The organism is Streptomyces cathayae (assembly GCF_029760955.1).
GTDB classification, from domain to species: Bacteria; Actinomycetota; Actinomycetes; order Streptomycetales; family Streptomycetaceae; genus Streptomyces; species Streptomyces cathayae.
Genome location: NZ_CP121682.1, coordinates 2,144,764 through 2,161,601, shown reverse-complemented (window position 1 = coordinate 2,161,601; position 16,838 = coordinate 2,144,764). Strand labels below are relative to the sequence as shown.

The 16,838-nt window shown below is 70.9% G+C and carries 18 protein-coding genes; 9 read left to right on the top strand and 9 right to left on the bottom strand.

Features of this window, described 5'->3' with window-relative positions:
- Positions 1–120 precede the first annotated feature (120 nt).
- The 4 genes from PYS65_RS09735 (at position 121) to recX (ending at position 3,845) form a co-directional block, all read left to right on the top strand.
- Complete coding sequence (locus PYS65_RS09735) at positions 121–315, top strand: DUF3046 domain-containing protein (protein WP_109380094.1); 195 nt, start codon at positions 121–123, stop codon at positions 313–315.
- A gap of 59 nt (positions 316–374) precedes the next feature.
- Positions 375–1,643, top strand: coding sequence for an AI-2E family transporter (locus PYS65_RS09730; protein ID WP_279333460.1), 1,269 nt, complete (start codon positions 375–377; stop codon positions 1,641–1,643).
- 249 nt (positions 1,644–1,892) lie between these two features.
- On the top strand, positions 1,893–3,014 hold the full coding sequence (recA, locus tag PYS65_RS09725; RefSeq protein ID WP_279333459.1) for a recombinase RecA: 1,122 nt from the start codon (positions 1,893–1,895) through the stop codon (positions 3,012–3,014).
- Between the two features lie 3 nt (positions 3,015–3,017).
- Positions 3,018–3,845, top strand: coding sequence for a recombination regulator RecX (recX, locus tag PYS65_RS09720; RefSeq protein ID WP_279333458.1), 828 nt, complete (start codon positions 3,018–3,020; stop codon positions 3,843–3,845).
- On the opposite strand, the gene PYS65_RS09715 is transcribed toward recX, so the two are convergent.
- The 8 genes from PYS65_RS09715 to PYS65_RS09685 form a co-directional block, all read right to left on the bottom strand.
- A complete protein-coding gene (locus PYS65_RS09715) occupies positions 3,839–4,267 on the bottom strand; it encodes a rhodanese-like domain-containing protein (RefSeq protein WP_279333457.1) in 429 nt (142 codons plus the stop codon). The two genes, recX and PYS65_RS09715, sit on opposite strands and share 7 nt — an antisense overlap.
- On the bottom strand, positions 4,264–4,824 hold the full coding sequence (locus PYS65_RS09710) for a cupin domain-containing protein (protein WP_279333456.1): 561 nt from the start codon (positions 4,822–4,824) through the stop codon (positions 4,264–4,266). Before PYS65_RS09710 ends, PYS65_RS09715 begins: the two co-directional genes overlap by 4 nt.
- 88 nt (positions 4,825–4,912) lie before the next feature.
- Positions 4,913–4,960 carry a hypothetical protein gene (locus PYS65_RS35175; RefSeq protein WP_309506048.1) on the bottom strand — a complete coding sequence of 16 codons (48 nt, stop codon included), beginning with the start codon at positions 4,958–4,960 and terminating at the stop codon, positions 4,913–4,915.
- A gap of 139 nt (positions 4,961–5,099) precedes the next feature.
- Positions 5,100–6,758, bottom strand: coding sequence for an FAD-dependent monooxygenase (locus PYS65_RS09705; protein WP_279333455.1), 1,659 nt, complete (start codon positions 6,756–6,758; stop codon positions 5,100–5,102).
- 298 nt (positions 6,759–7,056) lie between these two features.
- Positions 7,057–7,971 (bottom strand): amino acid ABC transporter permease, encoded by a 915-nt coding sequence (locus PYS65_RS09700; protein WP_279333454.1) that lies wholly within the window; start codon positions 7,969–7,971, stop codon positions 7,057–7,059.
- Positions 7,968–8,633 carry an amino acid ABC transporter permease gene (locus PYS65_RS09695; protein WP_279333453.1) on the bottom strand — a complete coding sequence of 222 codons (666 nt, stop codon included), beginning with the start codon at positions 8,631–8,633 and terminating at the stop codon, positions 7,968–7,970. Before PYS65_RS09695 ends, PYS65_RS09700 begins: the two co-directional genes overlap by 4 nt.
- A gap of 84 nt (positions 8,634–8,717) precedes the next feature.
- Positions 8,718–9,563, bottom strand: coding sequence for a glutamate ABC transporter substrate-binding protein (locus PYS65_RS09690; RefSeq protein ID WP_279333452.1), 846 nt, complete (start codon positions 9,561–9,563; stop codon positions 8,718–8,720).
- Positions 9,564–9,642: 79 nt separating this feature from the next.
- Positions 9,643–10,419, bottom strand: a complete 777-nt coding sequence (locus tag PYS65_RS09685) for an amino acid ABC transporter ATP-binding protein (RefSeq protein WP_279333451.1) — start codon at positions 10,417–10,419, stop codon at positions 9,643–9,645.
- A gap of 315 nt (positions 10,420–10,734) precedes the next feature.
- On the opposite strand from PYS65_RS09685, the gene PYS65_RS09680 reads away from it, so the two are divergent.
- A complete protein-coding gene (locus PYS65_RS09680) occupies positions 10,735–11,421 on the top strand; it encodes a response regulator transcription factor (protein ID WP_279333450.1) in 687 nt (228 codons plus the stop codon).
- A gap of 9 nt (positions 11,422–11,430) precedes the next feature.
- A complete protein-coding gene (locus tag PYS65_RS09675; protein ID WP_279333449.1) occupies positions 11,431–12,864 on the top strand; it encodes a sensor histidine kinase in 1,434 nt (477 codons plus the stop codon).
- On the opposite strand, the gene PYS65_RS09670 is transcribed toward PYS65_RS09675, so the two are convergent.
- Entirely contained in the window at positions 12,843–13,838 is a 996-nt protein-coding gene (locus tag PYS65_RS09670; RefSeq protein ID WP_279333448.1) for a TAXI family TRAP transporter solute-binding subunit, read from the bottom strand. The genes PYS65_RS09675 and PYS65_RS09670 overlap by 22 nt on opposite strands.
- Positions 13,839–13,977: 139 nt before the next feature.
- On the opposite strand from PYS65_RS09670, the gene PYS65_RS09665 reads away from it, so the two are divergent.
- From PYS65_RS09665 to PYS65_RS09655, 3 genes are all read left to right on the top strand, one after another.
- On the top strand, positions 13,978–14,385 hold the full coding sequence (locus PYS65_RS09665; protein WP_279333447.1) for a pyrophosphohydrolase domain-containing protein: 408 nt from the start codon (positions 13,978–13,980) through the stop codon (positions 14,383–14,385).
- A gap of 68 nt (positions 14,386–14,453) precedes the next feature.
- Positions 14,454–15,971 carry a tRNA (N6-isopentenyl adenosine(37)-C2)-methylthiotransferase MiaB gene (gene miaB / locus PYS65_RS09660; protein ID WP_279333446.1) on the top strand — a complete coding sequence of 506 codons (1,518 nt, stop codon included), beginning with the start codon at positions 14,454–14,456 and terminating at the stop codon, positions 15,969–15,971.
- Positions 15,972–16,043: 72 nt separating this feature from the next.
- On the top strand, positions 16,044–16,760 hold the full coding sequence (locus tag PYS65_RS09655) for a class III extradiol dioxygenase subunit B-like domain-containing protein (RefSeq protein WP_279333445.1): 717 nt from the start codon (positions 16,044–16,046) through the stop codon (positions 16,758–16,760).
- The last annotated feature ends 78 nt before the right edge of the window (positions 16,761–16,838 follow it).

The following is a 16,838-nucleotide window of genomic DNA, read 5'->3' as shown; positions in this document are numbered from 1 at the left end:
CGAACAGACGCTGTTCGAGCGCCCGCGCGGTCAGCCGGACGAAACGCTCCGCGCGGGCGAGCGGACTGTCGGCCGGCGGCCCCGGCTCGGGCCCGCGCTCTCGGGCGGGATACTGAGGGCATGCGGTTGACGGTCTTCTGGGAACGGATGGCGGAGTACTTCGGTACGGGCTACGCCGACACCTTCGCGCGCGATCACGTCATGTCGGAACTCGGCGGGCGCACCGTGCACGAGGCGCTGAGGGCCGGCTGGGACGCCAAGGACGTCTGGCAGGTGGTCTGCGCGGTGATGGACGTGCCGCGGGAAAAGCGCTGATCGTCACAGAGACGGCCACAGGGCGGACGGCTGCCGGTGGCGTGCGCCAAACTTACTCCGTGGCATCCACAGACGAGACCGGGCAGGCGGCCCGGTATTCCTCGGCGCCCGGCGCGCCGCCGCCCCCCGGCCCGCCGGGTCCCGCTGCCCCGCCCGGCGCCCGCATGCCGCGCTGGCTGCCCCGGGCCATGGTGCTCGCGCTCGCGCTGATCGCGCTGTTCCAGCTGGGCAGCTGGGCCTTCCACGAACTCACCGGGCTGCTGATCAACATCCTCATCGCGTTCTTCCTGGCGCTCGCCGTCGAGCCCGCGGTGAGCTGGATGGCCGCGCGGGGGGTGCGCCGAGGGCTGGGGACCTTCCTGGTCTTCCTGGGGGTGATGATCGTGGCGGCGGGCTTCGTCACGCTGCTCGGATCCATGCTCGCAGGACAGATCATCAAGATCGTCGAGGATTTCCCGGAGTACCTCGACTCCGTCATCAACTGGGTCAACACCCACTTCCGCACCGAACTGCGGCGGGTGGACATCCAGGAGGGCCTGCTCCGCTCCGACTGGCTGCGCAACTACGTGCAGAACAGCGCCACCGGTGTCCTGGACGTCTCCGCGCAGGTCCTCGGAGGCCTCTTCCAGCTGCTGACCATCGGGCTGTTCTCGTTCTACTTCGCCGCCGACGGTCCGCGGCTGCGGCGAGCCGTCTGTTCCGTACTGCCGCCCGCGCGCCAGGCCGAGGTGCTGCGCGCGTGGGAGATCGCCGTGAACAAGACCGGCGGCTACCTGTACTCGCGCGGGCTGATGGCGCTGGTCTCCGGCTTGGCCCACTACGTGCTGCTGGAGATACTCGAGGTGCCCTACGCGCCCGTGCTCGCCGTGTGGGTGGGCCTGGTGTCGCAGTTCATCCCCACCATCGGCACGTATCTCGCGGGCGCCCTGCCCATGCTGATCGCCTTCACGGTCGACCCCTGGTACGCACTGTGGGTGCTGATCTTCGTGGTGATCTACCAGCAGTTCGAGAACTACGTGCTGCAGCCCAAGCTGACCGCGCGGACCGTCGACATCCACCCGGCGGTCGCCTTCGGCTCGGTCGTCATGGGCACCGCCCTGCTCGGTGCCGTCGGCGCGCTGATAGCCATCCCCGCGGTCGCCACCCTCCAGGCGTTCCTGGTCGCGTACGTGAAGCGCTACGACGTCACGGACGACCCCCGCGTGCACGGCCACCACCGCTCCGACGGCCGGGAGAGCCTCGCAGCCCGCGCCCGCAGTCTCCGGAGCCGGCGACAGGGTACGACGCCACCCCGCAGCGAGGACACCGGGAACACCGAGGACAGCTGAGCGACGGCGGGGCCGTCGCCGAGGGGTGAACGCCTTGTGCGGGTGCAGCGTGGTGCGCTTGACACCAAAATCGAACATCTATTCTTATGGGTGCGCCGGTGAGGCCCGACGGCGGGTGTTATGGCCCGGTTCGTGCGGGAAAGGGTGCCGGTTGTCCACAGGCCGGAGGTGCACCGGAGCGCGTTGTCAGTGGCAGGCGCTAGCGTCGTCGACGTGAAGCGATCGAACCAAGCAAATCGGGTGGAACCCATGGCAGGAACCGACCGCGAGAAGGCGCTCGACGCCGCGCTCGCGCAGATTGAACGACAATTCGGCAAGGGCGCGGTCATGCGCATGGGTGACCGGACGAACGAGCCCATCGAGGTCATCCCCACCGGGTCGACCGCGCTGGACGTGGCCCTGGGTGTCGGTGGTCTGCCGCGCGGCCGGGTGGTGGAGGTCTACGGTCCGGAGTCCTCCGGCAAGACGACCCTGACCCTGCACGCGGTGGCCAACGCGCAGAAGACCGGCGGCCAGGTCGCCTTCGTGGACGCGGAGCACGCCCTGGACCCCGAGTACGCGAAGAAGCTCGGCGTCGACATCGACAACCTGATCCTGTCCCAGCCGGACAACGGCGAGCAGGCGCTGGAGATCGTGGACATGCTGGTCCGCTCCGGTGCCCTCGACCTCATCGTGATCGACTCCGTGGCGGCGCTGGTGCCGCGCGCGGAGATCGAGGGCGAGATGGGCGACAGCCACGTGGGCCTGCAGGCCCGGCTGATGAGCCAGGCGCTGCGGAAGATCACCAGCGCGCTCAACCAGTCGAAGACCACGGCGATCTTCATCAACCAGCTGCGCGAGAAGATCGGTGTGATGTTCGGCTCGCCGGAGACCACCACCGGTGGCCGGGCGCTGAAGTTCTACGCCTCGGTGCGTCTGGACATCCGCCGGATCGAGACCCTGAAGGACGGTACCGACGCGGTGGGCAACCGCACCCGGGTCAAGGTGGTCAAGAACAAGGTGGCGCCGCCCTTCAAGCAGGCCGAGTTCGACATCCTCTACGGCCAGGGCATCAGCCGCGAGGGCGGTCTGATCGACATGGGGGTGGAGCACGGCTTCGTCCGCAAGGCCGGCGCCTGGTACACCTACGAGGGCGACCAGCTCGGCCAGGGCAAGGAGAACGCCCGCAACTTCCTCAAGGACAACCCCGACCTCGCCGACGAGATCGAGAAGAAGATCCTGAAGAAGCTCGGCATCGGTGTCCAGCCCGAGGAGTCGGCCGCCGAGCAGGGCGCGGACGCCGTCGGCAGCACCGCTCCGGCCGAGGCGACCGCGGGCCCGGCCCCGGCGGCCAAGACCACCAAGTCCAAGGCCGCCGCGGCCAAGAGCTGACCCGTGACGCGACGAACCGACTGGGCCGAGTACGAGTTCGCCGCCTCCGGAGCCTCATGGGGGAGAGGCACCGGTGACGGCGCAGACCCAGCCGCGAGCGTGGACGGGGCGGACGGGGACACCGGCGGTACGGCCGGCGTCCCCGGTGAGGTCCCGGGCGGTGGCCGGCGCCGAGGCGGTGCCGGGTCCCGCCGTGCGGGCGACGCACGGGGGAGCGGCTCGCGTGACGGCGGGCCGCGCGGTGGGCGCGGACGCCGGGCTTTCGGCGAGGCGACCGCGGCGGACGGGGACGTCTCCTCCTCTTCGAGGGCCGAGCGGGAGGAGCCCGAGGGGGACCCGGTCGAGCGGGCGCGGGCCATCTGCCTGCGGCTGCTCACCGGGACCCCCCGCACCCGGAAGCAGCTCGCCGACGCCCTGCGCAAGCGGGAGATCCCGGACGAGGCCGCCGAGGAGGTGCTGTCCCGGTTCGAGGAGGTCGGACTGATCAACGACAGTGCCTTCGCGGACGCCTGGGTGGAGTCCCGGCACCACGGCCGGGGCCTGGCCCGGCGTGCCCTCGCCCGGGAGCTGCGGACCAAGGGCGTCGACGCCACCCTGATCGACGCGGCCGTCTCCCAGCTCGACCCCGAGCAGGAGGAGGCCACCGCGCGCGAACTCGTCGCCCGCAAGCTGCGCTCCACCCGCGGTCTCGACCGCGACAAGCGGATCCGCCGCCTCGCCGGCATGCTCGCCCGCAAGGGCTACCCCGAGGGCCTCGCCCTGCGCGTGGTGCGCCAGGCCCTGGAGGAGGAGGGCGAGAACACCGAATTCCTGGACGACGGGGGCTACTGAGGGTTCCCGCCCGGCGCCCGCACCGGCAGACCTGCCGTGCGCCAGGCCTGGAAACCGCCGATCAGGTCGGTGGCCCGGTGCAGCCCCAGCCGGTGCAGGGACTCCGCGGCCAGACTGGAGGCGTACCCCTCGTCGCAGATCACGACAACGCGCAGATCGTGACCGGTGGCCTCGGGGAGGCGGTGGCTGCCTCGCGGGTCGAGACGCCACTCCAGCTCGTTGCGCTCGACGACGAGGGCGCCGGGGATGAGGCCGTCCCGGTCGCGCAGGGCCGCGTACCGGATGTCGACCAGCAGCGCTTCCCCGTCGCGGGCGGCCTCGTACGCGGGTACCGCCTCGATCCGCGTGTAGCCCGCGCGTACCCGCTCCAGCAGTGCGTCGATCCCGGGGGCACCGGCAGCCCGCTCGGGTGTCCCGCTCACTGCCAGTCCGCCGGGCGCTCGACCTGCTCCAGACGCAGGGTCTGGCCGCTGCGGCTGTAGCGGCGCATCAGGGGCAGGGGCGGGTAGTAGGCGTGGACGGAGACCGCGTGCCGGACGGGGGACTCGTTGAGCACCTCGTGCACGTGATACCGGCCGAAGGCGCGGCCCGCACCGGCCGTCAGCCGGCGTTCCCGGTCCACGCCGGCGTTCAGTTCCAGCGTCTTCCAGCCGTCGGTGGGCAGCCGCACCGCGAGCGAGTTCTCCCGCAGCTCCCCCGCCGCGGTCATGAAGGCACCGAGGGATTTTCCGTGGTCGTGCCAGCCGGTGCCCGTGCCGGGCGGCCAGCCGATCAACCAGGCCTCACTGCCGCCGGGTCCGTCGAGCCGTACCCAGGTGCGGCCCTCCGGATCGATCGGAAGCGAGGCGACCAGCTCGGCGTCGGCGGCGACGTGCCGTACGAAGTCGAGGAGTTCTGCCTGGGAAGGGCCGGGAGCAGAGGGAGAGCCCGCAGAGGGGGAGCCCGCAGGGGACGAGGGGAGAACAGGGGAGGCAGACACGTGCACCGTCCTGAAGAAAGGTTCGCGGAGCGCGCACGGCAGCGGCGTGGAAGCGGCGAGCGGCGCGCGGGAAAGGGAGAACGCGAGTTCAGCAGGACGGGCGACACACGCAGCCCGCGTAGCGGACGAGGTCCATATGGACCCTCCGCCACAGGCGCACACAGGTGTCGGTCACGGACCGGAGTACACCACGACGACGCACACGGGATCAACTCGCCGTCACCATGCGGGCCCACCCGGGAGCATGCGGAGACGGATCGTCCGGGCCCGGCGCCTCAGCGCGATCCGGCTCCGGCCGCCGTCCGGGCCTCCGTCCCCGCTGTTTCCGCCGTTCCCGCCGTCTCTGCTGTTCCCGCCGTTTCCGCGTCCGCCGGTCCGCCGAGCACCGTTTCGGCCGCCGCGTACAGGTCCGCCGGACGGACCCCACCGAGCGCCGTGACCAGGTGACCGTCGGGACGTACCAGCAGCACGGTGTGGGCCGCCGCCCCCGGGTAGCTCTCCGCGACCAGCAGCTCGGCCGGATGCGGCAGCGCCGCCACGGCCGCCGCCAGCCGGGGCATGATCCCGGCGGACACCCAGTGCCTGCGCTCCCACACCCCGGTACCCGGTGCGATCAGCACCACCAGCAGCGCACCCCGGCCGAGCCGGTCCCGCAGCCGGACGAAGGTGCCGTCCTCCGCTGTGACCCGCACATCGGTGACCGGCGCCCCGAGGGGCGTGTCGACGGGGACCGCGCCCTCGAGGTTCCGGGGCGCGAGGGGTGATCCGGGGTGCCCGCCCGGCGCTCCCAGTGGCCCCTGCCCCAGGTGGCCGTCCACCAGGAGCGCGTCATGACCGCGGCCGGAACCGGGCACGTAGGAACGCAGCCCTCCACCGCCCCGCAGCAGCGGCAGCGCCTGATCGGCGGCGCGCAGCCGGGCGGAGACGATCGCGCGCCGCTCGGCCTGATAGCTGTCGAGCAGCGCTTCGTGGTGGCCGTGGTGCCAGGCCAGAGCCAGCTTCCAGGCGAGGTTGTCGGCGTCGCGAAGCCCTTCGTCCAGCCCGTGCGTGCCCAGCGAGCCGAGCAGATGCGCGGCGTCCCCGGCGAGGAACACACGGTCCGCCCGCCAGCGCCGGGCGAGCCGGTGGTGGACGGTGTGGACCCCGGTGTCGAGCAGTTCGTACGGGGGAGTCGGGCCGCCGGCCCAGCCGGCGAGGGTCTCCCGGATCCGGGTCAGCAGCAGCTCGGGGGTGACCAGGTCCTTGCCCGGCGGCAGCAGCCAGTCCAGACGCCACACGCTGTCCGGCAGCGGACGCGCGGTGACCTCCCCGGCGAAGGGGCCGGAGGCGCGCCACGGCGGCATCCGGTGCAGCAACGCTTCGCCGGGCCGGGGAAGTTCCGTACGCAGTGCGGCCACGGCGTGACGTTCCACCGCCGTGCGCCCGGGGAAGCGGATGTCCTGGAGCTTGCGCACGGTGGAGCGGGGGCCGTCGCAGCCGACCAGGTAACTGCCGCGCCACCACGTGCTCCTGGGACCGCGGGTGTGCGCGGTGACACCGGAGGGCTCCTGTTCCAGGGAGTCCAGACGGCTGTCCACGGCGACCTCGACGAGCCGTTCACGGGTGAGGGCCGCGCGCAGGGCGCCGGTGAGGACGTGCTGGGCGATGTGCAGGGGTGCGGGAGCGGTGGCGTCGAACACGACCTCGTGTGTCACCTGCTTGCGCCGCATCGACCGCCATCCGGCCCAACGGGAGCCGGCCCGGGCCAGTGGCGCACCGGTCAGCCGCTCCAGCAGCGCCGTGGTGTCCTCGCGCAGCACCACCGACCGGGCAGGACGCGGTTCGTCCTTGCCCGGACCCTCGTCGAGGACCACGCACGGCACCTCCTGACGCGCCAGCGCCAGGGCGAGCGTGAGCCCGACGGGCCCCGCTCCGACGATGATCACCGGGTCCACGGCGCGGCGCTCCCTGCTCGAAGTGACGTCCCGGGGGACAGGAAGGAACAGGACGGTGGAGCAGGGTGCGCGATCACAGAACGTATGCAACCTACTGCCGGTGCTTGCGTCAAGTGACGGGCGCGAGCGGCGATCATGAAACCGGTCCGGTTCCGCCACACCACTTGACTGCTCGTCACACAGGCCCGGCCCGTACCGGGATGATTTTCGCGCGCCGACGGTGCCGTCCCGCACTCCGACATGGCTGTGGCCCGCCGGAAGGGCGGGCCACAGCCATGTCGGTACAGCAGGGTGTGCGTCAGGCGGTGCCGCCCGTGCCGGTCTTCTGCGCGCCACCGACCTCGCCTGCGTTGAGGTCGTCGACGTCGTCGGCGCCGAGAACCGCGCCCGTGCTGCGCTTGCTGCGGCGCAGCCGTGCCTCGAGCCAGGAGGCGAAGGAGGTGAGGGCGAAGTTGAGCGCGATGAAGAGCACGGACACCACCGTGAGGCTGGCGATGACGTTGGCGCCGTAGTAGCCGCTCATCGTGTTGGCCGCGGCGAGCAGCTCGGGGAAGGTGAGGACGGCGCCGCCGAGGGCGGTGTCCTTCACGATGACGACGAGCTGGCTGACGATGGCCGGGAGCATCGCGGTGACCGCCTGCGGCAGCAGGACCAGCCGCATCGCCTGGTTCTTGCGCAGGCCGATCGCCATCGCTCCCTCGGCCTGGCCCTTGGGCAGGGACAGGATGCCGGCGCGCACGATCTCCGCGAGGACGGAGGCGTTGTACAGCACCAGACCCGTGACGACCGCGTACAGCGGACGGTCGTCGGAGCTGACGCTGGTGTACTCGGCGAACAGGGCGAGACCGAAGATCATCAGGACCAGGACGGGGATGGCCCGGAAGAACTCGACCACGATCCCGGCCGGGACGCGGATCCAGGCATGGTCCGACAGCCGGGCGATGCCGAAGAGGGCACCGAGCGGCAGCGCGATGATCACCGACAGCGCGGCGGCCTTCAGAGTGTTCTGCAGACCCGGCCAGATGTACGTGGACCACGGTTCGCCGCTGGTGAAGAACGGCTTCCACAGGAACCATTCCAGCTGGCCCTTGTCGTTGAGGGTGCTGAGCACCCACCACAGCAGGGCGGCGAAGGCAGCCAGGAAGACCACCGTGAAAACGATGTTCCGCCGCTTGGCGCGAGGTCCCTGGGCGTCGTACAGGATGGAACTCATCGCTTCACCGCCACCTTCTTGCCCACCCAGCCGAAGAACAGGCCGGTCGGCAGCGTCAGAATCACGAAACCGACGGCGATGACCGCGGAGATCAGCAGCAGCTGCGCCTCGTTCTCGATCATCTCCTTCATCAGCAGGGCCGCCTCGGCAACACCGATGGCGGCGGCCACCGTGGTGTTCTTGATGAGCGCGATGAGCACGTTCGCCAGCGGGCCGACGGACGAGCGGAACGCCTGCGGCAGCACCACCTGGCCCAGGACCTGGTTGAAGCTGAGGCCGAGCGCGCGGGCGGCTTCGGCCTGGCCGACCGGCACCGTGTTGATGCCGGAGCGCAACGCCTCGCACACGAAAGCCGAGGTGTAGAGGATCAGGCCGAGGACGGCGAGCCGGAAGTTGATCGTCTCGAAGTCGTCCGCGCCGAGATTGATGCCCAGCGTCTGGCTCAGACCCAGCGACGTGAACAGGATGATGACGGTCAGCGGGATGTTCCGCACGATGTTCACGTACGCGGTCCCGAAACCGCGCATCAGCGGCACCGGGCCGACGCGCATGGCGGCCAGCAGGGTGCCCCAGACCAGGGAGCCGACGGCGGAGAGCACAGCGAGCTGCACCGTCGTCCAGAAGGCCCCCAGCAGGTCGTAATCTTCAAGAAAGTCGAACACGATCTCCCGCGCTTCCGCGTGTAGGTGTGCCGCCCCGGCGCGCCGCCCCGCACTTCGGGACGGCGCGCTCTGTCAGGCGAGGCCTCAGCTCTTGATGTCGCCGATCTTCGGCGCGGGCTCGTTGTTGTAGTTGGCGGGACCGAAGTTCGCGTCCACGGCCTTCTCCCAGGAGCCGTCGGCGACCATGGCCTCGAGCGCGTCGTTGATCTTGGCCTTGAGGTCGCTGCCCTTCTTGACGCCGATGCCGTAGTTCTCGTTGGTCATCTTGAAGCCGGCCAGCTTGAACTTGCCCTTGAACTGATCCTGGGCGGCGTAACCGGCGAGGATCGAGTCGTCGGTGGTCAGCGCGTCGACGGCACCGTTCTGGAGGCCGGGCAGGCAGGCCGAGTACGTCGGGTACGGCTGCAGCTGGGCCTTGGGCGCCAGCTTGTCCTTGACGTTCTGCGCCGAGGTGGAGCCGGTGACCGAGCACAGCTTCGCGCTGTTCAGGTCCTCCGGCGACTTGATCTTGTCGTCGTCGGCGCGGATCAGCACGTCCTGGTGGGCGAGCAGGTACGGGCCGGCGAAGTCGACCTTCTCCTCGCGTTCCGGGGTGATCGAGTAGGTGGCGGCGATGAACTCGACGTCACCACGCTGCAGCATGGTCTCGCGGTCGGCGCTCTTCGACTCCTTCCACTCGATCTGCTTCTCGTCGTAGCCGAGCTTCTTGGCGACGTACGTGGCGACGTCCACGTCGAAGCCCGCGTAGCCCTGCGGGGTCTTCTGGCCGAGGCCGGGCTGGTCGTACTTGATGCCGATCTTGATCTTGTCGCCGCCGCCCCCGGAGGAGGACGAATCGCTGTCCTTGTCACCGCCGCCCCCGCAGGCGGTGGCGGTCAGGGCGAGGGCGAACACGGCGGCCGAGGCGGCGGTGGCCTTGCGAAGCTTCATGGTGCACTTCCTTTTGACTGGTGAAGTGATGCGGACCGGTTCATCCGGTGACGCAAGTCGTCAGGGCGCGAGGGCGCCGTCAGTGGTGCAGGATCTTCGACAGGAAGTCCTTGGCACGGTCGCTGCGCGGATTGCTGAAGAACTGGTCCGGCGAAGCGGCTTCGACGATGCGGCCGTCCGCCATGAACACCACACGGTTGGCGGCGGACCGGGCGAATCCCATCTCGTGGGTCACGACGATCATGGTCATGCCGTCGCGGGCGAGCTGCTGCATGACCTCCAGAACCTCGTTGATCATCTCCGGGTCGAGAGCCGACGTCGGCTCGTCGAAGAGCATGACCTTGGGCTCCATCGCCAGAGCCCGCGCGATGGCGACACGCTGCTGCTGGCCGCCGGAGAGCTGCGCGGGGTACTTCTCGGCCTGCGCGCCCACGCCGACCCGGTCGAGCAGGGTACGGGCCCGCTCCTCGGCCTGCTTCTTGTCCTTCTTGCGCACCTTGACCTGGCCCAGCGTCACGTTCTCGAGCACCGTCTTGTGCGCGAAGAGGTTGAAGGACTGGAAGACCATGCCCACGTCGGCCCGCAGCCGCGCCAGCTCCTTGCCCTCGTGGGGCAGGGCCTTCCCGTCGATCGTGATCGAACCGGTGTCGATCGTCTCCAGGCGGTTGATGGTGCGGCACAGGGTGGACTTTCCGGACCCGGAGGGCCCGATGACCACGACGACTTCGCCGCGGGCGACCGTCAGGTCGATGTCCTGGAGTACGTGCAACGCGCCGAAGTGCTTGTTGACGCTCTTCAGGACGACCAGCTCGTCGGTCGCGACCACATCTTCCTTGGCCGCCGATACTTCGGTCATCGCTCTCGGGCTCCGTCCTCCTCGGTTTGGCAGGACAGTAGTGATCCCTCAGATCCACGTCATCACATCTGAGGGGAATCTGAGCATCACGATCCGGTAGCAATCGGATACATGTCGTAGCACTTGTGAGCAGGGCTCATCTCGGCCGGGTAACGGTACCGAAGCGCAACCGGAACCCTCTTGACGCCGTCCTCGTTCATCGGCGTCACTGCAAGGTGCGCGCGTGCACACACGTTTTCGTGCTCAGACGTTTTCGTGCACAGACGGTTTTGTACACAGGCAGACCGTACGGCCGATGAACCGAAGGGGGACCGGATGAGACTGCTGCTCGTCGAGGACGACAACCACGTCGCCGCCGCCCTGTCGGCGATCCTGGCGAGGCACGGGTTCGACGTCACCCACGCGCGCAGCGGCGAGGAAGCACTCCAGGCGCTCGTCCCCGAGCCCGACGGCTTCGGCGTCGTCCTCCTCGACCTGGGCCTGCCCGACCAGGACGGCTACGAGGTCTGCGGCAAGATCCGCAAACGCACCGGCACTCCGGTGATCATGGTCACCGCCCGCGCCGACGTGCGCTCCCGCATCCACGGACTCAACCTCGGCGCCGACGACTACGTGGTCAAGCCGTACGACACGGGCGAACTGCTCGCCCGGATCCACGCCGTCAGCCGGCGCACCGTCCAGGAGGACGCCGGCGCCGCCGGCGAGGCCGAGCTGCGTCTCGGCCCCGTGCACATCGAGCTGCCGACCCGGCGGGTCAGCGTGAACGGTTCGGTCGTCCAGCTGACCCGCAAGGAGTTCGATCTGCTGGCCCTGCTCGCCCAGCGACCCGGGGTCGTCTTCCGCCGCGAGCAGATCATCAGCGAGGTGTGGCGCACCAGCTGGGAGGGGACGGGGCGCACTCTGGAAGTGCATGTCGCCTCCCTGCGCGCCAAGTTGCGCCTGCCGGCCCTCATCGAGACGGTACGCGGAGTCGGCTACCGGCTCGTCGAGCCCGCGGCATAGCGTGGCCGGGTGCACACACGTCTGCTGCCGCTGCTCATCGTCCTGATGGCGGCCGTACTGCTCGCGCTCGGGGTTCCGCTCGCCGTCAGTCTGGCGGGCGCGCAGCAGCAACAGGTCGTCGTCGACCGGATCGACGACACGGCGCGCTTCGCGGCCCTCGCCCAGTTCGTCACCGAGCCGGTCGACCCCGTGACCGGCGACATCGACGAGCGCCGGGAGACTCTCAGCAGCGAGCTCCGCAGCTACCACGAGGTGTACGGCATCCGGGCCGGTGTCTTCTACCGCAACGGCGTCCCGATGGCGCACGCGCCGGACGACTGGTTCCTGCCCCGGACGGGCGAGGTGCGCGACGCCTTCCGGGAGGCGCTGCTCAGCCGCCGCAGCCATGACCCCGAGCAGGTGTGGCCCTGGGAGCGGCGCAGACTGGTGGTGGCCTCACCGGTCATCCGGGACGGCGACGTCGTCGCGGTCGTCGTCACCGACTCTCCCACCGGGCAGATGCGCTCACGCATCCTCCAGGGCTGGCTGGTCATCGCCGTGGGTGAGGGGGCGGCGATGCTGCTGGCCGTCGGCGCGGCCCTGCGGCTGACCGGCTGGGTGCTCAAGCCCGTACGGGTCCTGGACGCCACCACCCACGACATCGCCACCGGGCGGCTGAAGTCCAGGGTCGCGGTGGCCGGCGGACCGCCGGAACTCCGGCGGCTCGCCCGGTCGTTCAACGAGATGGCGGACAACGTCGAGGGCGTGCTGGAACAGCAGCGCGCCTTCGTCGCCGACGCCTCGCACCAGTTGCGCAACCCGCTCTCGGCGCTGCTGCTGCGCATCGAACTCCTCGCCCTGGAGCTGCCCGAGGGCAACGAGGAGATCGCCTCGGTCCAGGCCGAGGGCAGGCGGCTGGCGCACGTCCTGGACGACCTGCTCGACCTGGCGCTGGCTGAGCACAGTGAGGCCCAGCTCCAGGTCACCGACATCGGTGCCCTGGCCGCCGAGCGGGTGGCGGCGTGGTCGCCCACCGCCGCGGCCAAGGGGGTCCTGCTGGCCGGGGACTGCCCGCCGACCACGGCGTGGGCCGACCCGGTCGCCCTGTCCAGCGCGCTGGACGCGGTCATCGACAACGCGGTGAAGTTCACGCCGGAGGGCGAGAACGTCGAGGTGGCCGTCTCCTCCAACGGTGACACCTCCACCGTCGTCGTCACCGACCACGGTCCCGGACTGAACGGTGAGGAGCTGACCCGCGTCGGGGACCGCTTCTGGCGCAGCGGACGGCACCAGAACGTCAAGGGCTCGGGCCTCGGCCTGTCCATCGCCCGGGCCCTGCTCACGGCGGGCGGCGGCTCGATCGCGTACGACCGCCACGAGCCGCACGGGCTGACGGTGACGGTGACGGTGCCGCGGAGCGCCCCTGCGGGGGCGACCACCGGTCAGGGCTTGACGGACCGGTAGTACCGGCGTGCGCCGTCGTGCAGCCGGAGCGGATCGGTGTAGATGGCGGTGCGCACGTCGACCAACTGGGCGGAGTGGACGCGTTTCCCGATGCGGTCCCGGCTCTTGAGCACGATCCGGGTCAGCCATTCGGTGAGCCGCGGGTCCGTGTCCGCCCGTGTGATCAGCAGATTGGACACGGCCATCGTCGGGACGGGCGCATCGTGCTGGCTGCCGGTGTAGGCCGACTCCGGCATGTTGGTGGCCCGGTAGTGGCGCGTGGCACCGCTCTGCCGATGGAGCTGGGCGACCAGGTCGGCCGTGATCGGCACGAACCGCAGACCGGAGTCCTCGGACAGCGTCTGCAGGCCGTCCGTGGGCAGCCCGCCCGACCAGAAGAACGCGTCCAGCCCTCGCCCGAGCCGTCCAGGGCCGGTGTCTATACCGTCCGCGGAGGGTCTGATGTCCTGCTCCGGATCGATGCCCGCCGCCCTGAGCACCTGGTTCGCGATGAGCCGCACGCCCGACTTGGGCGGCCCGATGGCGACCCTCTTCCCCCGCAGATCGGCGACGGAACGGATGTCGGAACCGGGCGGGACCACGAGCTGCACGTAGTCGTCGTAGAGACGGGCGACTCCGCGCAGCCGGTCGGCACCGTGCCGGTCGCTCAGCCTGTACGCCTCCACCGCGTCGGCCGCCGTGATCGCGAAGTCGGCCTCTCCGGTCGCCACCCGGCGCACGTTCTCCTGCGACCCGTCGCTCGTCAGCAGCCGCACCTCGAGGTCCGGCATGTTCCTGCTGAGCGAGGTGCGCAGCAGCTCACCGTATTTCTGGTACACCCCCGCGCGTGTCCCCGTACTCAGGGTGACCGTCCCACGGGGCGGCTCCTCGCTCCAGGGGGCCAGCCACCACAGCAGCAGTCCGAGCGCCACGAAGCCGGCGACCGCGCCCCGCAGGACCCGGCGCCTGCCGATACGGGACAGCGCGTTGGACATGGGCGCGATCCTGCCAGCCCGTACGCCCCGCTGACCAGGGCAGAGCGCACATACCCGGCGAGAAGGCGGGCAGCGCGACGGACCGGACGACGCAGCCGGGACCGCCGGGACTGTCGGGGGCGGCCGCTAAAGTCACGGCATGAGCGCTTCGCCCGCCGATCTGGTCCGTGAGTTCCACCGCGCCTTCGGGCTGGAGGCGCGCGGGACACCGACCGAGGTCTCCCCGGAACTCGCCGCCCACCGCGGCGAACTGCTCGCCGAGGAGGCCGCCGAGGTCGCGGAGGTGGCGGTGCACGGCCCGCTCGACCGGCTCGCGCACGAACTGGCCGATGTCGTCTACGTCGCCTACGGCACGGCACTCGTCCACGGCATCGACCTCGACGCGGTGATCGCCGAGATCCACCGTTCCAACATGACCAAGCGCGGCCCCGACGGCCGGATCAGCCGCCGCTTCGACGGCAAGGTCCTCAAGGGGGACCACTACGAGGCCCCGGACGTGTCCCGGGTGCTGCGCCGGCAGGGATGGACGCCGGCCGCGGAGGCCTGAGCCGGGGCCCGGACGGGGCCCGGCTCCGCCGTCCCGGCGTGTCGTGGCGAGCGCATACCCTGTAGGGCATGAGCAGCATCGACCGGAGCCAGTCAGTGGGCGGCACGCGCACCTACGAAGTCCGCACCTACGGGTGCCAGATGAACGTCCACGACTCCGAGCGATTGTCCGGGCTGCTGGAGGACGCGGGCTACGTCCGCGCCCCCGAGGGCGCCGACGGCGACGCTGACGTAATCGTCTTCAACACCTGCGCCGTGCGGGAGAACGCCGACAACAAGCTCTACGGCAACCTCGGCCACCTCGCCCCGAAGAAGGCGCAGCGCCCCGGCATGCAGATCGCGGTCGGCGGCTGCCTCGCGCAGAAGGACCGCGACACCATCGTGAAGCGGGCCCCCTGGGTGGACGTCGTCTTCGGCACGCACAACATCGGCAAGCTGCCGGTCCTCCTGGAGCGCGCCCGCGTCCAGGAGGAGGCGCAGGTCGAGATCGCCGAGTCGCTGGAGGCCTTCCCGTCCACGCTGCCGACCCGCCGCGAGAGCGCCTACGCGGCCTGGGTGTCCATCTCCGTCGGCTGCAACAACACCTGCACCTTCTGCATCGTCCCGGCGCTGCGCGGCAAGGAGAAGGACCGGCGTCCCGGCGACATCCTCGCCGAGGTCGAGGCCCTGGTCGCGGAGGGCGTCTCGGAGATCACCCTGCTCGGCCAGAACGTCAACGCGTACGGCTCCGACATCGGCGACCGGGAGGCGTTCAGCAAGCTGCTGCGGGCCTGCGGGGGCATCGACGGCCTGGAGCGCGTCCGCTTCACCTCTCCGCACCCGCGCGACTTCACCGACGACGTCATCGCCGCCATGGCCGAGACGCCCAATGTGATGCCGCAGCTCCACATGCCGCTCCAGTCCGGCTCGGACACGGTGCTGAAGGCGATGCGCCGTTCGTACCGGCAGGAGCGCTACCTCGGCATCATCGAGAAGGTCCGCGCCGCCATCCCGCACGCGGCGATCAGCACCGACATCATCGTGGGCTTCCCCGGGGAGACCGAGGAGGACTTCGAGCAGACCCTGCAGGTGGTGCGCGAGGCCCGCTTCGCGCAGGCCTTCACCTTCCAGTACTCCAAGCGGCCGGGCACCCCGGCCGCCGAGATGGACGGCCAGATCCCCAAGAAGGTCGTCCAGGAGCGCTACGAGCGGCTCGTCGCCCTCCAGGAGGAGATCTCCTGGGAGGAGAACAAGAAGCAGGTCGGCCGGACCCTGGAACTGATGGTGGCCGAAGGGGAGGGCCGCAAGGACGACACCACCCACCGCCTGTCCGGCCGCGCCCGGGACAGCCGTCTGGTGCACTTCACCAAGCCGGAGCAGGAGGTCCGCCCCGGCGACGTCGTGACCGTCGAGATCACGTACGCGGCCCCCCACCACCTTCTCGCCGAGGGCCCCACCCTGGACGTGCGCCGCACGCGCGCCGGTGACGCCTGGGAGAAGCGGAACGCGGAGAAGGCGGCCCGGCCGGCGGGCGTGATGCTGGGCCTGCCGAAGATCGGTGCGCCCGAACCCCAGCCGGTCGCGGCGAGCGGCTGCGGCTGCGACTGACGGCGACGGGCAGCGACTGACGGCGACCGGCCGGGGGCTCGCGGGCGGCCCGCCCGGGCTACGCTGCCGATCATGATGGTCGCCGCCGCAGTCTGCCCCTGCCCGCCGCTCCTCGTGTCCGAGGTCGCCGTGGGCGCCGCCCACGAGCTGGACGCCGCGCGGGCCGCGTGCACGGTCGCGGTCGGTGTGCTCGCCGCCGCCCGTCCCGACCGGCTCGTGGTCGTCGGTCCGCTGCCGGGCGACGCGGGGCCCGAGCACCACCCGGAGGGCAGCACGGGGTCCTTCCGCGGCTTCGGGGTCGATCTCGGCGTACGGCTCGGCGCGGACCGGGGCACGGCGGCCGGACGGGAACTTCCCCCCGGGCTCGCGGTGGGTGCCTGGCTGCTGGAGCGGGCCGGCTGGGCGGACGTCCCGGTCGAGGGGCTCGGTGTGGGGGAGCCGCTCGCGGCCGAGCGGTGCGTCCAGGAGGGAAGGGACATCGCCGCCGGTGCGGAGCGGGTGGCGCTGCTGGTGATGGGCGACGCCAGTGCCTGCCGCACGCTCAAGGCCCCCGGCTACCTCGACGAGCGGGCGGCGCCCTTCGACGCGGAGGCCGCACGGGCACTGGGAGCGGTCGACACGGCGGCCCTGCGGGCACTGGACAGCGGCCTGGCGCGCGACCTCATGGTGTCCGGCCGGGCGCCCTGGCAGGTCCTCGCGGGCGCGGCCGAGGGCACCGCCCTGGAGGGCCGCCTGCTGTACGAGGACGCCCCGTACGGGGTGGGCTACATCGTGGCCACCTGGTCGTAGCCGCCGACCGGGTGCGACGCCGGCCTGAGGTCCTGAACGCCTGAATCCCAGGACCCCTGGACCCTGAAACAACGAACG

Coding starts and splice junctions, on each gene's coding strand:
- PYS65_RS09735 (WP_109380094.1), top strand. CDS start 121: ATGCGGTTGACGGTCTTCTGGGAACGGATGGCGGAGTACTTCGGTACG.
- recA (WP_279333459.1), top strand. CDS start 1,893: ATGGCAGGAACCGACCGCGAGAAGGCGCTCGACGCCGCGCTCGCGCAG.
- PYS65_RS09700 (WP_279333454.1), bottom strand. CDS start 7,971: ATGAGTTCCATCCTGTACGACGCCCAGGGACCTCGCGCCAAGCGGCGG.
- PYS65_RS09690 (WP_279333452.1), bottom strand. CDS start 9,563: ATGAAGCTTCGCAAGGCCACCGCCGCCTCGGCCGCCGTGTTCGCCCTC.
- PYS65_RS09685 (WP_279333451.1), bottom strand. CDS start 10,419: ATGACCGAAGTATCGGCGGCCAAGGAAGATGTGGTCGCGACCGACGAG.
- PYS65_RS09680 (WP_279333450.1), top strand. CDS start 10,735: ATGAGACTGCTGCTCGTCGAGGACGACAACCACGTCGCCGCCGCCCTG.
- PYS65_RS09670 (WP_279333448.1), bottom strand. CDS start 13,838: ATGTCCAACGCGCTGTCCCGTATCGGCAGGCGCCGGGTCCTGCGGGGC.
- PYS65_RS09665 (WP_279333447.1), top strand. CDS start 13,978: ATGAGCGCTTCGCCCGCCGATCTGGTCCGTGAGTTCCACCGCGCCTTC.
- miaB (WP_279333446.1), top strand. CDS start 14,454: ATGAGCAGCATCGACCGGAGCCAGTCAGTGGGCGGCACGCGCACCTAC.
- PYS65_RS09655 (WP_279333445.1), top strand. CDS start 16,044: ATGATGGTCGCCGCCGCAGTCTGCCCCTGCCCGCCGCTCCTCGTGTCC.